At 59.4% G+C, this 16,541-nt stretch carries 24 protein-coding genes; 18 read left to right on the plus strand and 6 right to left on the minus strand.

Features of this window, described 5'->3' with window-relative positions; all coding sequences use genetic code 11:
* Positions 1-5: 5 nt before the first annotated feature.
* From ACVHNU_RS11380 to ACVHNU_RS11390, 3 genes are all read left to right on the plus strand, one after another.
* A complete protein-coding gene (locus tag ACVHNU_RS11380) occupies positions 6-248 on the plus strand; it encodes a hypothetical protein (protein WP_473019757.1) in 243 nt (80 codons plus the stop codon).
* The gene (locus ACVHNU_RS11385; protein ID WP_473019758.1) at positions 245-709 is read left to right on the plus strand and encodes a hypothetical protein; all 465 of its coding nucleotides are present in this window, start codon (positions 245-247) and stop codon (positions 707-709) included. Before ACVHNU_RS11380 ends, ACVHNU_RS11385 begins: the two co-directional genes overlap by 4 nt.
* 81 nt (positions 710-790) lie before the next feature.
* Entirely contained in the window at positions 791-1,171 is a 381-nt protein-coding gene (locus tag ACVHNU_RS11390; RefSeq protein ID WP_473019759.1) for a hypothetical protein, read from the plus strand.
* On the opposite strand, the gene ACVHNU_RS11395 is transcribed toward ACVHNU_RS11390, so the two are convergent.
* Entirely contained in the window at positions 1,150-1,377 is a 228-nt protein-coding gene (locus ACVHNU_RS11395; RefSeq protein WP_473019760.1) for a hypothetical protein, read from the minus strand. The two genes, ACVHNU_RS11390 and ACVHNU_RS11395, sit on opposite strands and share 22 nt — an antisense overlap.
* Positions 1,378-1,482: 105 nt before the next feature.
* On the opposite strand from ACVHNU_RS11395, the gene ACVHNU_RS11400 reads away from it, so the two are divergent.
* Positions 1,483-1,884 (plus strand): hypothetical protein, encoded by a 402-nt coding sequence (locus ACVHNU_RS11400; RefSeq protein ID WP_473019761.1) that lies wholly within the window; start codon positions 1,483-1,485, stop codon positions 1,882-1,884.
* Between the two features lie 17 nt (positions 1,885-1,901).
* On the opposite strand, the gene ACVHNU_RS11405 is transcribed toward ACVHNU_RS11400, so the two are convergent.
* Positions 1,902-2,231, minus strand: a complete 330-nt coding sequence (locus ACVHNU_RS11405; protein ID WP_473019762.1) for a hypothetical protein — start codon at positions 2,229-2,231, stop codon at positions 1,902-1,904.
* A 102-nt stretch (positions 2,232-2,333) separates the two neighbouring features.
* Here ACVHNU_RS11405 and ACVHNU_RS11410 point away from each other — a divergent pair, with 102 nt between their 5' ends.
* The 12 genes from ACVHNU_RS11410 to ACVHNU_RS11465 all read left to right on the plus strand — a co-directional run bounded on the left by ACVHNU_RS11410 (position 2,334) and on the right by ACVHNU_RS11465 (position 11,587).
* Complete coding sequence (locus ACVHNU_RS11410; protein ID WP_473019763.1) at positions 2,334-2,645, plus strand: hypothetical protein; 312 nt, start codon at positions 2,334-2,336, stop codon at positions 2,643-2,645.
* Positions 2,646-2,649: 4 nt separating this feature from the next.
* Positions 2,650-3,027, plus strand: coding sequence for a hypothetical protein (locus ACVHNU_RS11415; protein ID WP_473019764.1), 378 nt, complete (start codon positions 2,650-2,652; stop codon positions 3,025-3,027).
* A gap of 40 nt (positions 3,028-3,067) precedes the next feature.
* The gene (locus tag ACVHNU_RS11420; RefSeq protein WP_473019765.1) at positions 3,068-3,985 is read left to right on the plus strand and encodes a DNA cytosine methyltransferase; all 918 of its coding nucleotides are present in this window, start codon (positions 3,068-3,070) and stop codon (positions 3,983-3,985) included.
* A 44-nt stretch (positions 3,986-4,029) separates the two neighbouring features.
* Positions 4,030-4,617, plus strand: coding sequence for a hypothetical protein (locus ACVHNU_RS11425; protein ID WP_473019766.1), 588 nt, complete (start codon positions 4,030-4,032; stop codon positions 4,615-4,617).
* A gap of 13 nt (positions 4,618-4,630) precedes the next feature.
* Positions 4,631-5,326 (plus strand): hypothetical protein, encoded by a 696-nt coding sequence (locus ACVHNU_RS11430; RefSeq protein WP_473019767.1) that lies wholly within the window; start codon positions 4,631-4,633, stop codon positions 5,324-5,326.
* A 51-nt stretch (positions 5,327-5,377) separates the two neighbouring features.
* A complete protein-coding gene (locus ACVHNU_RS11435; protein ID WP_473019768.1) occupies positions 5,378-5,701 on the plus strand; it encodes a hypothetical protein in 324 nt (107 codons plus the stop codon).
* Positions 5,698-6,072, plus strand: a complete 375-nt coding sequence (locus tag ACVHNU_RS11440) for a hypothetical protein (protein ID WP_473019769.1) — start codon at positions 5,698-5,700, stop codon at positions 6,070-6,072. Before ACVHNU_RS11435 ends, ACVHNU_RS11440 begins: the two co-directional genes overlap by 4 nt.
* A gap of 49 nt (positions 6,073-6,121) precedes the next feature.
* Complete coding sequence (locus ACVHNU_RS11445; RefSeq protein WP_473019770.1) at positions 6,122-6,496, plus strand: phage protein NinX family protein; 375 nt, start codon at positions 6,122-6,124, stop codon at positions 6,494-6,496.
* Entirely contained in the window at positions 6,493-6,810 is a 318-nt protein-coding gene (locus ACVHNU_RS11450; RefSeq protein ID WP_473019771.1) for a hypothetical protein, read from the plus strand. Before ACVHNU_RS11445 ends, ACVHNU_RS11450 begins: the two co-directional genes overlap by 4 nt.
* A 503-nt stretch (positions 6,811-7,313) precedes the next feature.
* Positions 7,314-8,516 (plus strand): tyrosine-type recombinase/integrase, encoded by a 1,203-nt coding sequence (locus tag ACVHNU_RS11455; RefSeq protein WP_473019772.1) that lies wholly within the window; start codon positions 7,314-7,316, stop codon positions 8,514-8,516.
* Positions 8,517-8,528: 12 nt separating this feature from the next.
* Positions 8,529-10,115 carry an ABC-F family ATPase gene (locus tag ACVHNU_RS11460; protein ID WP_080593251.1) on the plus strand — a complete coding sequence of 529 codons (1,587 nt, stop codon included), beginning with the start codon at positions 8,529-8,531 and terminating at the stop codon, positions 10,113-10,115.
* A 284-nt stretch (positions 10,116-10,399) separates the two neighbouring features.
* The gene (locus ACVHNU_RS11465) at positions 10,400-11,587 is read left to right on the plus strand and encodes an MFS transporter (RefSeq protein WP_473019773.1); all 1,188 of its coding nucleotides are present in this window, start codon (positions 10,400-10,402) and stop codon (positions 11,585-11,587) included.
* Positions 11,588-11,709: 122 nt separating this feature from the next.
* On the opposite strand, the gene ACVHNU_RS11470 is transcribed toward ACVHNU_RS11465, so the two are convergent.
* Both ACVHNU_RS11470 and ACVHNU_RS11475 read right to left on the minus strand, forming a co-directional pair.
* Positions 11,710-12,747 (minus strand): alpha/beta hydrolase family protein, encoded by a 1,038-nt coding sequence (locus ACVHNU_RS11470; RefSeq protein WP_003225347.1) that lies wholly within the window; start codon positions 12,745-12,747, stop codon positions 11,710-11,712.
* 238 nt (positions 12,748-12,985) lie between these two features.
* Positions 12,986-13,597, minus strand: coding sequence for an FMN-dependent NADH-azoreductase (locus tag ACVHNU_RS11475; protein ID WP_003225349.1), 612 nt, complete (start codon positions 13,595-13,597; stop codon positions 12,986-12,988).
* 125 nt (positions 13,598-13,722) lie between these two features.
* Here ACVHNU_RS11475 and ACVHNU_RS11480 point away from each other — a divergent pair, with 125 nt between their 5' ends.
* Positions 13,723-14,631 carry a LysR substrate-binding domain-containing protein gene (locus ACVHNU_RS11480; protein WP_103485116.1) on the plus strand — a complete coding sequence of 303 codons (909 nt, stop codon included), beginning with the start codon at positions 13,723-13,725 and terminating at the stop codon, positions 14,629-14,631.
* Positions 14,628-14,987 (plus strand): MmcQ/YjbR family DNA-binding protein, encoded by a 360-nt coding sequence (locus ACVHNU_RS11485; RefSeq protein ID WP_003225351.1) that lies wholly within the window; start codon positions 14,628-14,630, stop codon positions 14,985-14,987. Before ACVHNU_RS11480 ends, ACVHNU_RS11485 begins: the two co-directional genes overlap by 4 nt.
* Before the next feature lie 115 nt (positions 14,988-15,102).
* On the opposite strand, the gene ACVHNU_RS11490 is transcribed toward ACVHNU_RS11485, so the two are convergent.
* Together ACVHNU_RS11490 and ACVHNU_RS11495 are read right to left on the minus strand one after the other, a co-directional pair.
* Positions 15,103-15,531: a DUF1294 domain-containing protein gene (locus ACVHNU_RS11490; RefSeq protein ID WP_473019774.1), complete on the minus strand. Its 429-nt coding sequence runs from the start codon at positions 15,529-15,531 to the stop codon at positions 15,103-15,105.
* On the minus strand, positions 15,528-16,358 hold the full coding sequence (locus ACVHNU_RS11495) for an undecaprenyl-diphosphate phosphatase (RefSeq protein WP_103485119.1): 831 nt from the start codon (positions 16,356-16,358) through the stop codon (positions 15,528-15,530). The genes ACVHNU_RS11490 and ACVHNU_RS11495 overlap by 4 nt, the downstream gene beginning before the upstream one ends.
* Positions 16,359-16,541: the final 183 nt, after the last annotated feature.

The following is a 16,541-nucleotide window of genomic DNA, read 5'->3' on the forward strand; positions in this document are numbered from 1 at the left end:
CCAGCATGATCAGCAACCACCTCAACCTGGTCGAGCAGCAGCGACAAAGTGCCGAGGCGATATCGGCGCAGGTTGCCCAGTACCTCGCCGCTGGCGGGCGGATCGACCAACTGAAAAGTCCGCCGCGCAATCCGCTGCCACCGCCCCGCTCGACTCGAATAGACCCTGAAACGGTCCTCAAGCGGCGCCCGAAGCCGATATCGGCCGCCGACCGCAAGGCGCTGCGCAAAATGGCGGACTCGCTATGAAGTCGAAACGCAAACCCAACAATGGTTTTGCCCGGGCCGAACGCAGTTGCCGAGCTCTACTGCGCACCAACCACGTCGCGGTGGTAAATATCGACCCCAGCGGAAGCCAGATCATGGCGAACTGGAAGAGCTGCAAACAGATCCGCAGTTTGGCGATCGCCAACGCGATCTTCGACTTCTCCTACCGCTGGACGATCTACATCGGCGCCATGTGTCGCGACGACCGCGGCGCCGAGTACATCAAGTCGGTCGAGATCTCGCCTGAGGGCATCTACAAGGTCGAGCGCCTGACGGACGCCATCGAGCATTACTACCTGGAGCTGCGCAACAGCGCGAACCCGAACCATCTGGTCGCGTCAGGCTGGATCGCCATTCCGGACGAGGTTTCGATGGATGAAGCCCAAGCCGCGAAGCTGTTCTACGCCGCCGGCGCCTGGCATCAGGTGAAGGTTGCAGCGTGAGACGAACCATCAACCGGGCGGCCACGCGCCGCCGACAGACCTGGCTGGACTTGCCGGCCAGCGGTATTGAAGAGGTAGGCCATGGCCGAAGAACAGGAGCCGACGAAGGAAGCCATCAAGCAGAAGAAAAAGCGCGAGAAGGCGGCAGCAAAGGACGCTGCTTTGGGCGTCGAGAAGTTTACGGTTGAAGTGGCCGGTGTTTTCAAGCCTGACCTCAAGCGGGTCATGGCCGCCCACGGCTTCAACAACCAGCAGGAGGTGTATCAGAACCTGCTTCGGAACCTGATCGCCGCCGACTTCGAAACGCAGGCAAAGATGCTTCGCTGTGTCACGACACCTTATGTTGTTACCGAAAAGGTGTCGCGACAGTTGAGAGCTGCCGGGCTGCTCCACTTAGCCAAGCATCCCGGCGAGCAAGATGACGAAGTTGTCGACCAGGATCAGTCCTTAAACAGGATGTGACCTTTTCCGTATACGGAGAGGGAAACAAAACCCTGATGATCAATATTGGACGTCGCCTTCAGAATTAGCTGTCCGCCACCCTGTTTCGCATGAACAGCGAGCATGATCAGCTCTGCGATTGGTCTGGCTCCCACAGCAATTTCGATCGAGGCGCCTTGCTCCAATAGTTCTGAGAGCTCTTCCTGTGGCTTGCTGCTGAGATTCATCTTCTTCTCCCTGATCCGGCCCCTTGCCGGTCACCCGTAATACCCCAACCCAAACCAAATTGCCACCACCGGTCACGGAGGGCGGCGCCTGACTGGAGAAAATCCATGAGCCACAACTGCGCATACGTCCGGCAGCACTATCAGGTGCCCGCCGAAATTGGCCGCCGCGTCATCGCCTACGGGAAGCCCGGCGTCATCCTGGCTGATCGCGGCCACTACATCGGTGTGGTGCTGGACGAAGACCCGAAGAAGCGGATCAGCAACTACCACCCAACCCATGAAATGCAATACGGCGAAATGGCCGACACTTTACCGCTCAAGGAGTGGCTGGTCTTACCGTTCAAGCATGACTGGGATGACCTCGACTGGAACCGGGAAGCCCGCGAAGACTTGGTCAGGGTATGGGCTGCTACTCGAGGCCAAGCAAAGTACAAGGCCTACGAGCGGCTTCAGGATTACTGCCACAGCATCAGGGCGATGCTGCATTTCAAAGTCCGGCGAGCATGACCTGATCTTTGAATCTGTCAGGCAGATTGATTGCGGCGGGCTAGAAATTCTTCCCTCGCTGACACGACCCTTTGCACAAGTCCAGATGAGCGTGGATTACCTAACTCATCCACCAAAACCAGAGTGAACGAGCATTTGCAGCAGATGCTATTATCGTCGCGGCTCATCCAATCTCTTATCTCGTCAGCAGTGAACAATTCACCGCTGCGTTGAGCATGCGAAGTCCGTGTTGAAGGCGAAAGCGCCGACATGTGCATGAAGCGGTGCAGGATATTGAGCCTATTGCAGTCGGCTTCATCCTTTTCGAGCCCCTTCAGCCTCATCTGGTGAAGATCTAAATCGTTCATCCGCTCACTCCATGTTCCAGCCCATGCCGGGCCGAACACAAATACCCCACTTCTACGAATCACGCCAGCCGGCGAGGCAGGCGTATGCCTGGAGGACTGCCAATGAGCATTCCCGCAAATGCCCTGAGCGACGAAGAGTGTCTGCACTACGCCGCGCTAGAACCGTCCGCCGCTGCCGAGCTGACCCGACGCCTTACCGCGCAATGCATCGACCCGAGCGCAGAGCTTGAAGGCCTTCGCGAAGACATCCGCCGACTGGAGAGCCATGCCGAGGATGAATCTGAAGAGCTGGACAACCTGCGCGACAGTGCTGAGGAGGCTTGCGAGCTGATCCGGCGCGCGATGAATCGTGACGAGAATGAAGAACTGTCAGTGCACATCCTTCTTCAAAAAGCCCTCGACTGCCTGGAGTGATCCAATGACTACTTTTGCCGTGTTTGGAATGAGTGAAAGCTGGGCTCGCGAAGAGGCCAAGGAGACCACCAGCACCCACAAAATGGAAGGTGGGAAACTGGTTGAGCGAACAATCCCTGAGTGGGAGGAAGCGGTTGCGGCAGAGGTAGCAAGGATCATGGCCAGCAAAAAGAGTGTGCGTCTCTCTCCAATGTTTGACGCTCCTCAGTACGCCCAGCAGTTCATCGAAATGGCGAGGGCGAGCATCGTTTGTCGCGACCTGAAGATCAGGACGAAGGCAGTGCTGGTTGACGCAAAAAACAAGCCGATCATCAACCCAAAAACTGGCGCAGCCAAAGTCGGCTTTGCCGATTGGCACCCATCTCCAGCTCACGCCGCCTGATCACCATCCAGCGACCGGTAATCGCCGGCGAGTAACCATCATGACAACAGCAATTGATTTGTTCGCCGGCCTCGGCGGATGGAGCACCGGTGCGCGCGATTCGGGCGTCGAAGTTCTTTGGGCTGCCAACCACTGGCCGGAGGCGGTCAAGTGGCACGGCGCTAACCATCCGCATACTCAGCACGTCTGCCAAGATCTGCACCAGGCGCAGTGGGAAAACGTGCCTGGGCATGATCTGCTTCTTGCTTCCCCGTGCTGCCAAGGGCATTCCAAAGCGCGAGGCAAGTCTTCGGGCAATCCGCAGCATGACGCCAGCCGCTCAACCGCGTGGGCAGTTGTTTCGGCTCTGGAGTTTCACCGACCAGCAGGGGGTTTGCTCGAGAACGTCCCTGAGTTCTTGAGCTGGGCTCTGTATCCCGCTTGGCTCGCAGCCATTCAAGCTCTTGGGTACCAGGTCTCGCCACATATCGTCGACTGTGCAGACCTCGGCGTCCCACAAAACCGTGTTCGCCTGTTTCTGGTGCTCACCAAAAGCAAAGCCCCGCTGATCCTCGACCTTCAGCGGAGGCTGCACATTCCAGCCTCCACATTCCTTGATCTCAATGCCGGTAGTTGGACGCCAATCGAAAAGCCAGGACGCGCCACCGCAACACTCGAGCGAGTTAAGGCCGGGCGTGCGACCTACGGCGACCAGTTCATCTTCAGCTACTACGGCAACACGAAGAGCGGTCGCTCGTTGTCCCGGCCGATCGGCACCATCACAACGCGGGATCGCTGGGCCATCGTCAACGGCGACAAAATGCGAATGCTATCCGCCGATGAGAACCTGCTTGCCATGTCATTCCCCGCCGACACGAAGCGACCTGACAACCATCGCCTGACAGTGCACATGGCCGGGAATGCGGTGCCGCCGCTGGCTGGACAGCGAGTAATAGAAGCCTACCTCGCCGCGGCATAACAACCTTCAACTGTCCGGGTATGCCCCGGCATAGGACGCCATCCATGCTGAACATCTTGTGGCGATTCATCGCCAAGGTACTCGCGCGCCCGGCCATCGCCGACTGGCTCATCGCCCGCGCCAAGCTCACCCCGTACCAGCACATCATGTCCGCCGACGGCACCGAGATGTACATGGGCCGCTGGTGGCTGTTCAACCCGTACAGCCGGGAGACGCACAAGCCTGCGCTGTGGTGGTGCCCGTGGTCGTTCCGCATTCACCACATCCTGCGGCCGGACGAAGATCGGGATCTGCACGATCATCCGTGGAACGCCAGAACCATCATCCTGCGCGGTTGGTACAACGAGCAGCGACCGGCGAGCGATTGGTGGAAGAAAGCGGTCAGGTCGACGATGGTTCCGAATCCAGATCCAAGGATCGTTGAGTGGCTCATGAAGGACGCCTGCGAGTGGCTGAAACGCTCCGAAGGCGACACCGCCCGCCTCAACCACGGCGAATACCACCGCATCGACCAGGTATCACCCGGCGGCGTCATCACCCTCTTCATCACCAGCAAGTGGCGCGGTGACTGGGGATTCCTCGTAAACGGCGTGAAGGTGCCTTGGCGCACCTACACCGGCACCGACAACTGAAAAGGATTGCATGATGAGCGGAATACAAACGCTGGCAACTCTGGTACTCGGCGGCGCGTTCGACGCAACCGAGCTTGGCGAGAACGACATTCAGCCGGACATGAAACTGATCGAAGAGCTTCAGCAGCGCCTGGTCACCGGCACCGATGACGTTTACGTCGAGCTGATTAATCGCGCCGAACTCGACCGGGTCACCGCCGAGAATGCCGCCCTGCAGCAGCGCCTGAACGCAGCGGATCAGCTGATCTCCGAGCAGCGAGTCGCGCTGATGCGGATCCACGACCGAGCTAACGCCTTTGCCGAAGACGGACGCAGCATGCTGATCGCCTCCGTTGACATGATCAGGGATATCGCGGCGAAAGCGCTCGGCACGGACGGCAAGCCGCCTTCCTACAAGCCAGGTCTCTACGCTGTTCGCCACATCGACAACTGGGACGGCGAACGTGATGTAGTGCTGACGTTCGCGATGCTCGACGCAGACGGCAAGTGGACTGACAAAGAAACCGGTGAGCCCCTGCTGACCTACACCGGGTACAAGGTTCTCAGGGCGTGGCCGCTGGATTGCTCCGATGCACCGGACACCCAGATTATCGGCGTGCCGCGCAACTGGCTGGAAGACTGGGCGCTCGAACTTGTTGAGGCTGCGCAAGACGGTGGCCAGATGTCGAACCAAGTCGAACACCTCCTCGAAATTCACGCTAAGCCTTAACTCCCTCCCCCTTCAAAGTCAGCCGCTATAGCGGCAAGGACGAGCTCGCCCATGGAAACGATAAAACTGATTCAGCCGGCACCGGTTGTGCGCGATGAAAACGGCATGTTCTGGCACCCGGAACTGCCGCCATTTGATGAAGGTGATGGCGAGAAGTGCAAGAAGTGGCTCGCCGAGCAGCACCTGGTCGTGAAGATGACAAGTATTGAGGATGCGCCGGACGAGATATCGGAGCGCTACTTCGACTCCCACGATCCGGATTGCAGCTATTGGGAGCCGGATCGTCCAGATGGTGAAGGCTGGTTCTGCCTGTCGATCCACGACACCGACGATGGCCCGGTCTGCTGGTGGGCACGCCGCGAGGTGACGCCATGACCAAGCGCGCGGTTCACCTTTACCCGTGGGACGGCGGCACCGAAGCTGATCAGGATCCGCCAGAGCACGTCTATTGCGGCACAGACGGCGACATGGCCGACGATCAGCTCACCAATGACTGGCGATACGTCACCTGCAAGCGCTGCCTCAAGATCCACGAAAAAGAACTGGCCGCACGAGCAGCGGACGACCGAGACCAGAAGGTCAAGCTGTTCGACGAGGCCCAGGCCATCACCATCACGCTGGGTCACCACAACATCTCGACGGCCATCAAGGCTTTGATCAGGGAGCGCGACCAACTCAAGGCCGAGCTCGCCAACCTGCGTGAAGACCGCGACGCCCTACTTGAAGCAGGAGCAGACCTACTATGATCTTCGCCCCGCTCTACATGGCCTACCTGATCTACAGGGGGCCGTGGCGATGAATATGATCAAAGTGAAAACGCAAGATTTGTCGGGACAGGCGCTGGATTGGGCCGTGGCAACCGCTGCCGGCTGTGGCGATATCGTTCTGAAGAGCGATGCCATTGCCTGTATCTATGAAATGTCAGACGGCAGCGGTTGCTGGACCAACCTGTACGAGCCATCCAGCGACTGGAGCCAGTGCGGCCCGCTGATCGCCAACATCAAAATTGGTTTCGGTCCAGTCCGTGGTGGATGGGTGGCGCACCCGCATCGCCCGAATGCGCCTACCGAATGGTTGAACGCTGACGAGCCGCTGGTTGCTATCTGTCGCGCCATAGTCGCAGACAGGCTTGGAATGGTCGTCAGCGTGCCCGCCGAACTCGTCCCATGAAGCGCATGGTCAGCGTCCGCACCGAGGAACTGGCCGGGCCGGCGCTGGACTGGGTAATCAACGCGATCGAGGGTGATCAGCAGCCCGGTACCGGTCAGCTGCAACTCTTCGCCCTGCCCGATGCCGATCAACTGATCACGAAGTACGGCGTCTGGGTCGATGTTGGCCACCGGCACGCGTGGCTGGCCGACGCGACGAACGACCCGTTCAACCGCCAGCCCGGCGAAACCCGAACCATCGCCGTGTTCCGCGCGGTGGTCTTCGCCAAGCGCGGCGCCACGGTGAGCGTCCCCGCCGAACTCATCCAGCAGTAACCCCTCCCCCAACTCAACAGCCTGCCGGTGTACGGCGGGCGAGGTGCACGCATGTTTATTTGCGCAGAAACCAAGATCGGGCGGTGCAAGTCGCTAGGCGATCAAGTGCGAGTTCTGGCGCTTCGCCTCGGTGGCGGATGGGGCCAGGCCCGCGAGGATCTTGCGAAAGAGGCCGAGCAATGGTTTGGCCGCGAACCGGTTACCACAAAACAGGAATGGCGTGCGGTTCGAGCCGAAGTCTTCCGCACCGAATAACCACCTTCTGCCGCCACGCGCGGCATGGAGCAATACCGCCCGCCCCGGGCAGAGGACACCGCTATGCCTGGAGAGCTGCAAGTTCTACAAGCACCAGACCCCGACAAAATCACCGAAAAGCAAATGGCCGAACGCCTCGGTACAACCATGAAGGCCCTGCAGACCCGACGCAGCAGAAACCAGATCCCCGAAGGGGTATGGAACAAGTTCGGGCACAACATCATGTACAGCATCAGGAGATACGACGAATGGCTCGAAAGCCTTTGGGTTTGCCCGCCGGGTTGGAAATCAGGGGCGACACCATCCGGATCCGTTTTAGTTGGGACGGTAAGCGTCGATCCGAAACACTCACGCTTCCCACCACGAAAGCGGGCATCAAGGCTGCCACCAGTCTTAGAGATCAAGTAGTCAGCCTGATCAAGCATGGCCTGCTCGACGAAGCGAAATACGCAGAACTGTTCCCCGGGTCGGCATTGTCCGGGGGCAAGGAGGTTTTGTTCGGGGAGTATGCGCAGGCGTGGCTGAGCGGTAGGGAAATTGAGGAAGGCACGCACCTCAATTACAAAAGCGCGCTGAACCTGTACTGGATGCCATACCTGGCACTCACTCGCTTGACGGCGATCAGCACGATGCTGCTGCGAAAAATCGTAGGGGAGATTGAGTGGTCGTCGCCAGGCGTGAAACGTAACGCCATCGTCCGACTGAGCACCATTCTGGATGATGCTGTACGAGAAGAGCTCATCGGGAAGAACCCGGCCGAGCTATTGGACGCGCCGAAGCGCAAGAAGGGTGAGCCTGATCCGTTCACGCTGGAAGAGGCCAACAAGATAATCGCGGAGCTATACAGCACTGAGCATTGGCCCAGTTCGATTTACGCGGCTTTCTTCGAGTTCGCTTTCTTCACTGGCATGAGGCCGCAGGAGATCATCGCCCTCCGCTGGGATGCCGTGGACAGGGTGAAGCGCCAGGCTCACGTCTGTCGCGCGATCGCCCAAGGCGTGATCAAGGAGCGCACCAAGACGAAGAAAAATCGGTATGTGCTGCTCAATGATCGCGCATTGCACGCTCTGGCGTTTGCTGAGCAGTACGCGGAGCGCCGGAAGGCTGGGGCCGGGGCGATCAAGGATTTCCCCTACGTGTTCCCCCCTTCCAAGATGAGCCAGCACGTCAAGCAGACCTCGGACCTGCACAAACAATGGGGGCCGGCACTGGAAAGGCTGAAGGTTCGTTATCGGCCGCCGTACAACTGCCGTCATACTTATGCGACAATATGCATAATGTCTGGCATGAATCCCGCCTTTATTGCCCAACAGCTTGGACACAGCGTCCAAATGCTGCTCTCGACCTATGCCCGCTGGCTGAATTCCAGCGGTGACTGGGGCGAGATGGAAAAGCTCCAAAATGCCCCAGGAATGGCCCAAGCGCCAAATGTGCGGCTCGCAACCCATTGATAGGTAAAGTAATTGATCTCCACAGCAAATATCACGATGCAGTTCGGCGCCAAGCCGCTCTTCGAAAACGTTTCGGTCAAATTCGGCGCGGGTAACCGCTACGGCCTGATCGGCGCCAACGGTTGCGGCAAGTCGACCTTCATGAAAATCCTCGGTGGCGACCTCGACCCGTCCGGCGGTCAGGTCATGCTCGAGCCGAACGTGCGCCTGGGTAAATTGCGCCAGGACCAGTTCGCCTACGAAGAATTCACCGTGATCGACACCGTGATCATGGGTCACGAAGAGCTGTGGAAGGTCAAGGCAGAGCGCGACCGCATCTACTCGCTGGCAGAAATGTCGGAAGAAGACGGCATGGCCGTGGCCGAGCTGGAAACCGAGTTCGCCGAGATGGATGGCTACACCGCCGAATCCCGCGCGGGTGAACTGTTGCTGGGTCTGGGTATTCCGCTGGAACAGCATTTCGGCCCGATGAGCGAAGTCTCGCCAGGCTGGAAACTGCGCGTATTGCTGGCTCAGGCGCTGTTCTCCGATCCGGAAGTGCTGTTGCTCGACGAACCGACCAACCACCTGGACATCAACACCATTCGCTGGCTGGAAAACGTTCTGACTCAGCGTAACAGCCTGATGATCATCATCTCTCACGACCGTCACTTCCTGAACAGCGTGTGCACCCACATGGCTGACCTGGATTACGGCGAATTGCGCCTGTTCCCGGGCAACTACGACGAGTACATGACCGTGGCGACCCAGTCCCGCGAGCAACTGCTGTCGGACAACGCCAAGAAGAAAGCGCAGATTTCCGAGCTGCAATCGTTCGTCAGCCGCTTCTCGGCCAACGCCTCGAAAGCCAAACAGGCCACTTCCCGTGCCAAGGCGATCGACAAGATCCAGCTGGCCGAGGTCAAGCCTTCCAGTCGCGTGAGCCCGTTCATCCGCTTCGAGCAGAACAAAAAGCTGCACCGTCAGGCCGTCATGGTTGAAAAGATGGCCAAAGGTTTCGACGGCAAGCCACTGTTCAAAGACTTCAGCTTCCAGGTTGAAGCGGGCGAGCGCGTAGCGATCATCGGCCCGAACGGCATCGGCAAGACCACCCTGCTGCGCACCCTGGTCAACGAACTGACCCCGGATGCCGGTAGCGTCAAGTGGACCGACGCCGCGGAACTGGGCTACTACGCTCAGGACCACGCGCACGACTTTGAAGACGACGTCACGCTGTTCGACTGGATGGGTCAGTGGACGCAGGGCGAGCAGATGATTCGCGGTACCTTGGGCCGCATGCTGTTCTCCAACGATGAGATCCTCAAGTCGGTCAAAGTGATTTCCGGTGGTGAGCAAGGTCGCATGCTGTTCGGCAAGCTGATCCTGCAAAAGCCGAACGTGCTGATCATGGACGAACCGACCAACCACCTGGACATGGAATCGATCGAGGCGCTGAACCTGGCGCTGGAAAACTATCCGGGCACGCTGATTTTCGTCAGCCACGACCGTGAGTTCGTATCGTCCCTGGCCACGCGCATCATCGAGTTGAGTCCGAATGGCGTGACCGACTTCAGCGGCACCTATGATGACTACCTGCGTAGTCAGGGTGTGGTGTTCTAAGAGCAGCTTCGAGTGTTGAGTTGCTAGCTTCAAGCTAAGGCCCTGTCCATGTGACGGGGCTTTTTGCATTCCAGCGCCAGTATTTATACGGGTAACGACACCATCGCGAGCAGGCTCACTCCTACAGGGGGGACGCATTTCAACTGTAGGAGTGAGCCCGCTCGCGATGAGGCCATCAGCAACGCATCACTCCCGGACCAGGAAAAATAGTTAGCCTGCTTCCTTTTATTTCAACGCCAAGCCATGATGCCGACTCTCCCACCGCCGCCCGCGAACGAGTTCACATGTCTGCGCAGCAACAGCCTCCGCAAAGCTCCCTGACGATCACCCTGCAGATCGTCTCCATCGTTTTCTACACCTTTGTCGCCTTCCTGTGCATCGGCCTGCCAATCGCGGTGTTGCCCGGTTATGTGCATGAACAATTGGGGTTCAGCGCGATCGTTGCCGGTCTGGTGATCGGCTCGCAGTATCTGGCCACCCTGCTCAGTCGGCCGATGGCCGGGCGCATGTCGGATACGCTGGGCACCAAACGGGCGATTGTCTATGGCTTGTGCGGGATTGTCCTCAGCGGGCTGCTGACACTGATTTCGACGCTGTTGCAGGATTTTCCGTTGCCGAGCCTGATGATTCTGATCGTCGGGCGCCTGCTGCTTGGCGTGGCACAGGGCTTGATCGGGGTCGGCACCATCAGTTGGTGCATGGGCCAGGTCGGGGTCGAACACACGGCAAGATCAATCGGCTGGAACGGCATTGCCTCCTACGGCGCGATTGCGATTGGCGCGCCACTGGGCGTGGTCATGGTCGCCGACTACGGCTTTGCCAGCCTGGGCATCGCCCTTTCGGTATTGGCTGCGGGCGCTTTGGTATTGATCCGCAATAAACCTTCGGTGCCAGTGGTGCGCGGCGAACGGCTGCCTTTTTGGGCAGTCTTCGGGCGGATTGCACCGTATGGGGCCAGCTTGAGCCTGGCGTCCATCGGTTACGGCACGCTGACCACCTTCATTACTCTTTATTACCTCAACCGTGGCTGGAGCGGCGCCGCGTATTGCCTGACGGTCTTCGGCATGTGCTTCATCGTGTCGCGGCTGCTGTTCATTTCGGCGATCAGCCGTTTTGGCGGCTTCAATTCGGCCATTGCCTGCATGAGCATCGAAACCGTTGGGCTGGTGCTGCTGTGGCTGGCGCCGTCTACCGCGTTTGCCTTGATCGGCGCGGGACTCGCCGGGTTTGGTCTATCGCTGGTGTATCCGGCGCTGGGGGTCGAGGCGATCAAGCAGGTGCCCAGTTCCAGCCTTGGCTCGGGGTTGGGTGCCTATGCGGTGTTCTTTGACCTGGCGCTGGCGATTGCCGGGCCGTTGATGGGCGCGGTGGCGTTGAATCTGGGCTATGCGTGGATATTTTTCAGTGCGGCGCTGTTGTCGGTGATCGGGCTGGGATTGACCTTGCTGCTCAAACGCCGGGCGATGAACTGAACCTTCGTACAAATCACTGTGGGAGCGGGCTTGCTCGCGAATGCGGTGGGTCAGTCGCTATCTAGATTGACTGACCCACCGCATTCGCGAGCAAGCCCGCTCCCACAGGGGAGTTGCGTCTTTTATTGATCCGCGGTCTGCATCCCCGCCCGGCTCGGCTTGCCCAGCGTCCGCGAGAAGAACTGCCCGGCTTCGGAGATCAGGTTGCGGTGGATGTCTTCGCGATCCACGCCGTCAGCATCGGTGCACAGCGCCGGCATCGCACGAATCTGCTCTTCATTGCACGGCGCCATGAACACGAAGTGCCCTGCCCCGGCCAGTAATTTGAAGTCCGGTGCGGTTGGCAGTTTGCGCGCCAGTGCAGCGGCGTTTTTATCGAAGGCCACCAATTTGTCGCCATCACCGCTATAAAGCAGCACTGGCACATGCACATCCGCGAGGGTGTGACGGCCGAACTTCAGGCTCAGCGGCGCCATCAGGAGCAAGGCATGCACCCGGGGGTCGGCCACTGGCTGCAAATCGTCACGGTCGACGATCAATTCGCCCTGAGTGTTGCAGGCATCGCGGTCGTCCGGGCGCTCCTGGCAGTAACGGCGCAAGCGGTCCAGATCCGGCTGCGCACCAGAAAGGATCAACGCAGTCTCGCCACCGGCCGAGTAGCCAATCACCCCGACCTGATCGGCGTTGACGAACGGCGAGAGCATCGGGTCGCCGAGCGTCGCAGTGATCGCTTCGGAAATCTGGATCGGCCGCCCGTACAGATTGCTCAGGGTGCCGAGGCGGCTGTGGTCTTTGGAGTTGTCGCCGGGATGAATTACCGCGACCACCACAAACCCCTTGCGCGCCAGCGAGGTGGCGAGGTCATGCAGCGCAATGGGCGTGCCGGTGTTGCCGTGGGACAGCATCAGCATCGGAAAGCGGCCGATGGCAACCTTGGTGTCGGCGCCGGCCTCGACGGTGTAGCCCTCAAGCAGGCTGGTGTGTTCGCGGTCGCTGGAGGGATAGAAGGCGATGGCACGCATCGGTTGCAGATCCAGCGGATCGAGGAACGTCATCTCGTGATAACCGACGCTCCAGACAGGGTGTCGCCCGGGCGCGGCATGCACTGAACCGAGGCTGCCGAGCAGGCAAATCAGTAACGCTGCACAAAGACGCATCATGGGATGGCCCACCCTGTGTTACTCAATCGAAAGATCCTTTGTGTTCCGACACGCCCGCAACCCTGTGGTTCGGTAATCCGGCGCGGCGTTGCACTCAGACGTTGATCGTTTGACTGCATAACCCGGGCCAGATTATGCAACAGTCAGAAACAAAAAACTCCGCATCTGGCCCTTGCAGAACCAGAATACAGAGTTTTTTGAGGGGCTACCTGAACGGCAGCTGGTCTTTACGTAATGCTTACGCAGCGGCGAACAGTTGCTCGCTGATCTTCGCCTGAGCGGCGCTCATCGCGTTGTTGCGCACTTCATCACCGTAAGCCAGGCCTTCGGCGCGGACGATTTCGATGTCGGTGATGCCGAGGAAGCCCAGGACCAGTTTCAGATACTCTTCGTGAGCGATACCGCTGGCCTGACCGGCATGGATGCCGCCGGAGGTGGAGACGATGATTACTTTCTTGCCACCGCACAGGCCTTCCGGGCCGGCTTCGGTGTAACGGAAAGTCTGGCCGGCAACGGCAACGCGGTCGATCCAGGCCTTGAGTTGGGTCGGCACGGTGAAGTTGTACATCGGCGCGGCGATGACGATGGCGTCGGCGGCGATGAATTCGGCCAGAGTCGAAGCGCTCAGCTCGGCTTCGTGCTGTTGCGCAGCGTCGCGCAGTTCAGCGGTAGTGCCAGCGGCTACCAAAGTGGTCGACGAGAAGTGACTGATGGCGTCTGCGGCCAGGTCGCGGTAGGTCACCACGGCGGTTGGCTCGGCGGCTTGCCAGGCTTTGACGACTTGGCTGCTCAACTGACGGGAAGCCGAGTTGTCGCCCAGAATGCTCGAATCGATGTGCAGCAGTTTCATGTGGGATCTCCTGGAAAGAATCGCCGACGGCGACGGAATGGAGACAATCCTACGGAAGAAACCAATAGCTGATTAGCCGCTGACAATGCGATAGTTCGTCCCACTGATAGAACGGTGGACTTCTCATGCAGGATCTCAATGATCTCTACTATTTCGCCAAGGTGGTCGAGGCTGGCGGCTTCGCGGCGGCCGGGCGTCTGCTGGGCATTCCCAAGTCGCGGTTGTCGCGGCGTATCGCCGAACTCGAAGAACGCCTCGGAGCCCGATTGCTGCAACGCACCACCCGCCAGTTGAACCTTACCGCTGTCGGTGAGCGCTACTTGCGCCACTGTCAGGCAATGCTGCTGGAAGCGGAAATGGCCGACGAAGCGGTCGCCAGCATGTCCAGCGAGCCACGGGGCCGCTTGCGCGTGTCCTGCCCTACCGGTCTGGCGCGGGAAATGTTGCCGTGGGTGATCAGCGAATTTCTCGGCAAATTCCCTCAAGTGCAACTGGAAGTGGTACTGCTCAATCGCCGGGTGGATCTGGTCGCCGAAGGTTTCGACGTTGCGTTGCGTGTGCGCGAACTCGGTGATGAAGATCCGTTGCTGGTGACCCGGCGTCTGCGTCAGGCGCAAATGGTCGTGGTGGCCAGCCCGGCATTCGTCGAGGGCAAAACCATCGCCCACCCGCTGGATCTGAAGCATCTGCCGGTGCTCGGCGCACTGGAAGCCGATCGCATGGTCCATGTGCGCTTGCTCGACCAGCAAGGCAACAGCGTCGAGCTGAACATGGAGGCGCGACTGGGCATCGACGACTTCATCGTGCGCAAGGCCTGTGTGCTCGCCGGCCAGGGCTTCACCCTGCTGCCAATGATGTATTGCGAAGCCGACCTCGAGAGCGGCGCGCTGGTGCAACTGTTGCCCGAGTGGTCGTTGCCCGGCGGCTGGTTGCAGGCGGTGTATCCGCATCGGCGTGGCGTGATGCCGGCGGTGCGAGCGTGGATCGATCACCTGGTCGATTCGTTCAATGCGTGCGGGGAGCGTTTGTTATGAAACAGGGAAAGATGAACGAAGCGGACGTCGCCGCCTTCTGCCTGGCCTTGCCGGGCGCGCGGGAAGATTACAAATGGGGCGGCGTGCGGGTGTTCTCGATTGCCGGCAACAAGATGTTCGCCCTGCAGGGGCTGCGTGGGGACTCATTGGCGTTCAAGGTCGACAAGGATCTGTTTCTCGGCCATTGCGACCGCCCGGGCATTCATCCGGCGCCTTATCTGGCGCGGGCGCAGTGGATCATCATGCACCCACCCTACCCGCTGGGTGCCGAGGAACTGCAGGGCTTGCTGCAGCGTTCGCATCAGTTGGTGGTGAGCAAGTTGCCGAAGAAAACCCAAATCGGATTGTTGCTCTAAACCCGATCCTTGTAGGAGTGAGCCTGCTCGCGATAGCGGTGTATCAGTCGACATCTCTTTGACTGATGCGACGCCATCGCGAGCAGGCTCACTCCTACAGGGGATTTGTGGTGATTCAGAACAATGAAATCAGGTTCGAACCCAGAAACAACTGGTCGATCCAGAACACCTGATGCAACACCACAATCACCCAGAACAGAATCTGATACGAAACCTTGCGCGTCTTGTGCCGAAACACCTGCTGAGCAATCAGCGCACCCGGCCAGCCACCCGCCAGCTCCACCGCGTGCAGTACGTTCTCCGGCGTTCGCCAGGCGTCGGCACGAGCCTTGCGCTTGTCAGCCCAATACAGAAAGAACGCCAGCACGCTGACGATCCCATAGGCGGCCAGCGGCACCAGCGAGATTCCGCGCAGCCACATCGACACCGAACCGAACAGCGGCATTGCGCAAACGATCAGGAGAACGATCAGTTTCAACTTGAGGTTCTGAATCCCACCACCGGATGGACGTCCTTCGGGGCGACGGGCGCGAGAGTCACTCATGCCTTGGCCGCCGACCAGTCGACCCAGCCGAACTGCCAGGTCGCCAGAATCACCAGACCGAAAACGATCCGGTACCAGGCAAACGCTGCGTAACTGTGGCTGGCGATGAACTTGAGCAGACCGCGTACGGCAATCATGGCGAAGATGAACGCAGTGATGAAGCCGATGGCAAACACCGGGAAATCCGCCGGCACAAACAGGTGGCGATACTTGTAACCGGAGTACACCGCCGCACCGACCATGGTCGGCATGGCCAGGAAGAACGAGAACTCGGTCGCGGTCTTGCGCGACAGGCCAAACAGCAGGCCACCGATGATCGTCGAGCCGGAACGCGAAGTGCCGGGAATCATCGCCAGACATTGCGCGAAGCCGACTTTCAGCGCGTCCTTCCAGGTGATCTCGTCCACGGTTTCGGCGTGCACTTCATGCTGCCTGCGTTCGGCCCACAACATGATCACGCCACCCACCACCAGCGCAGTCGCAACCGTGATCGGGTTGAACAGGTATTGGTGAATCAAATCGGCAAAAATCACCCCCAACACCACCGCCGGCAGAAACGCGATCAGCAGGTTGGCGGTGAAACGCCGAGCACTCGGCTGGGTCGGCAAGCCGATCACCACGTCGAGAATCTTGCGGCGAAACTCCCACACCACCGCGAGGATCGCGCCGAGCTGAATAATGATGTTGAACGCCATGGCCCTTTCGCCGCCGAAGTCGAGCAAGTCGGCAACAATGATCTGGTGTCCGGTACTGGAAATGGGCAAAAACTCCGTCAGCCCCTCTACAACTCCAAGAATCAGCGCCTGCAAGGCGGTCCAAAGATCCATCAATCCCCCAAAGAGCGATGCACGGCGGCATGCCCCGATAATATTTTTTTACGTTCACTGCGTTCAGCGTAGCTGTTTGTTGCTGTACCGATTCCGCGCACACAGGATCCACACGAAACGGTCAAAATTCCGTGAAATATCAACTTGGATTCAGGTTTTTACGCGCGGGGCCGAAATCCTAAC

The sequence above is a fragment of the Pseudomonas sp. Ors-4-3C genome, from assembly GCF_055755035.1.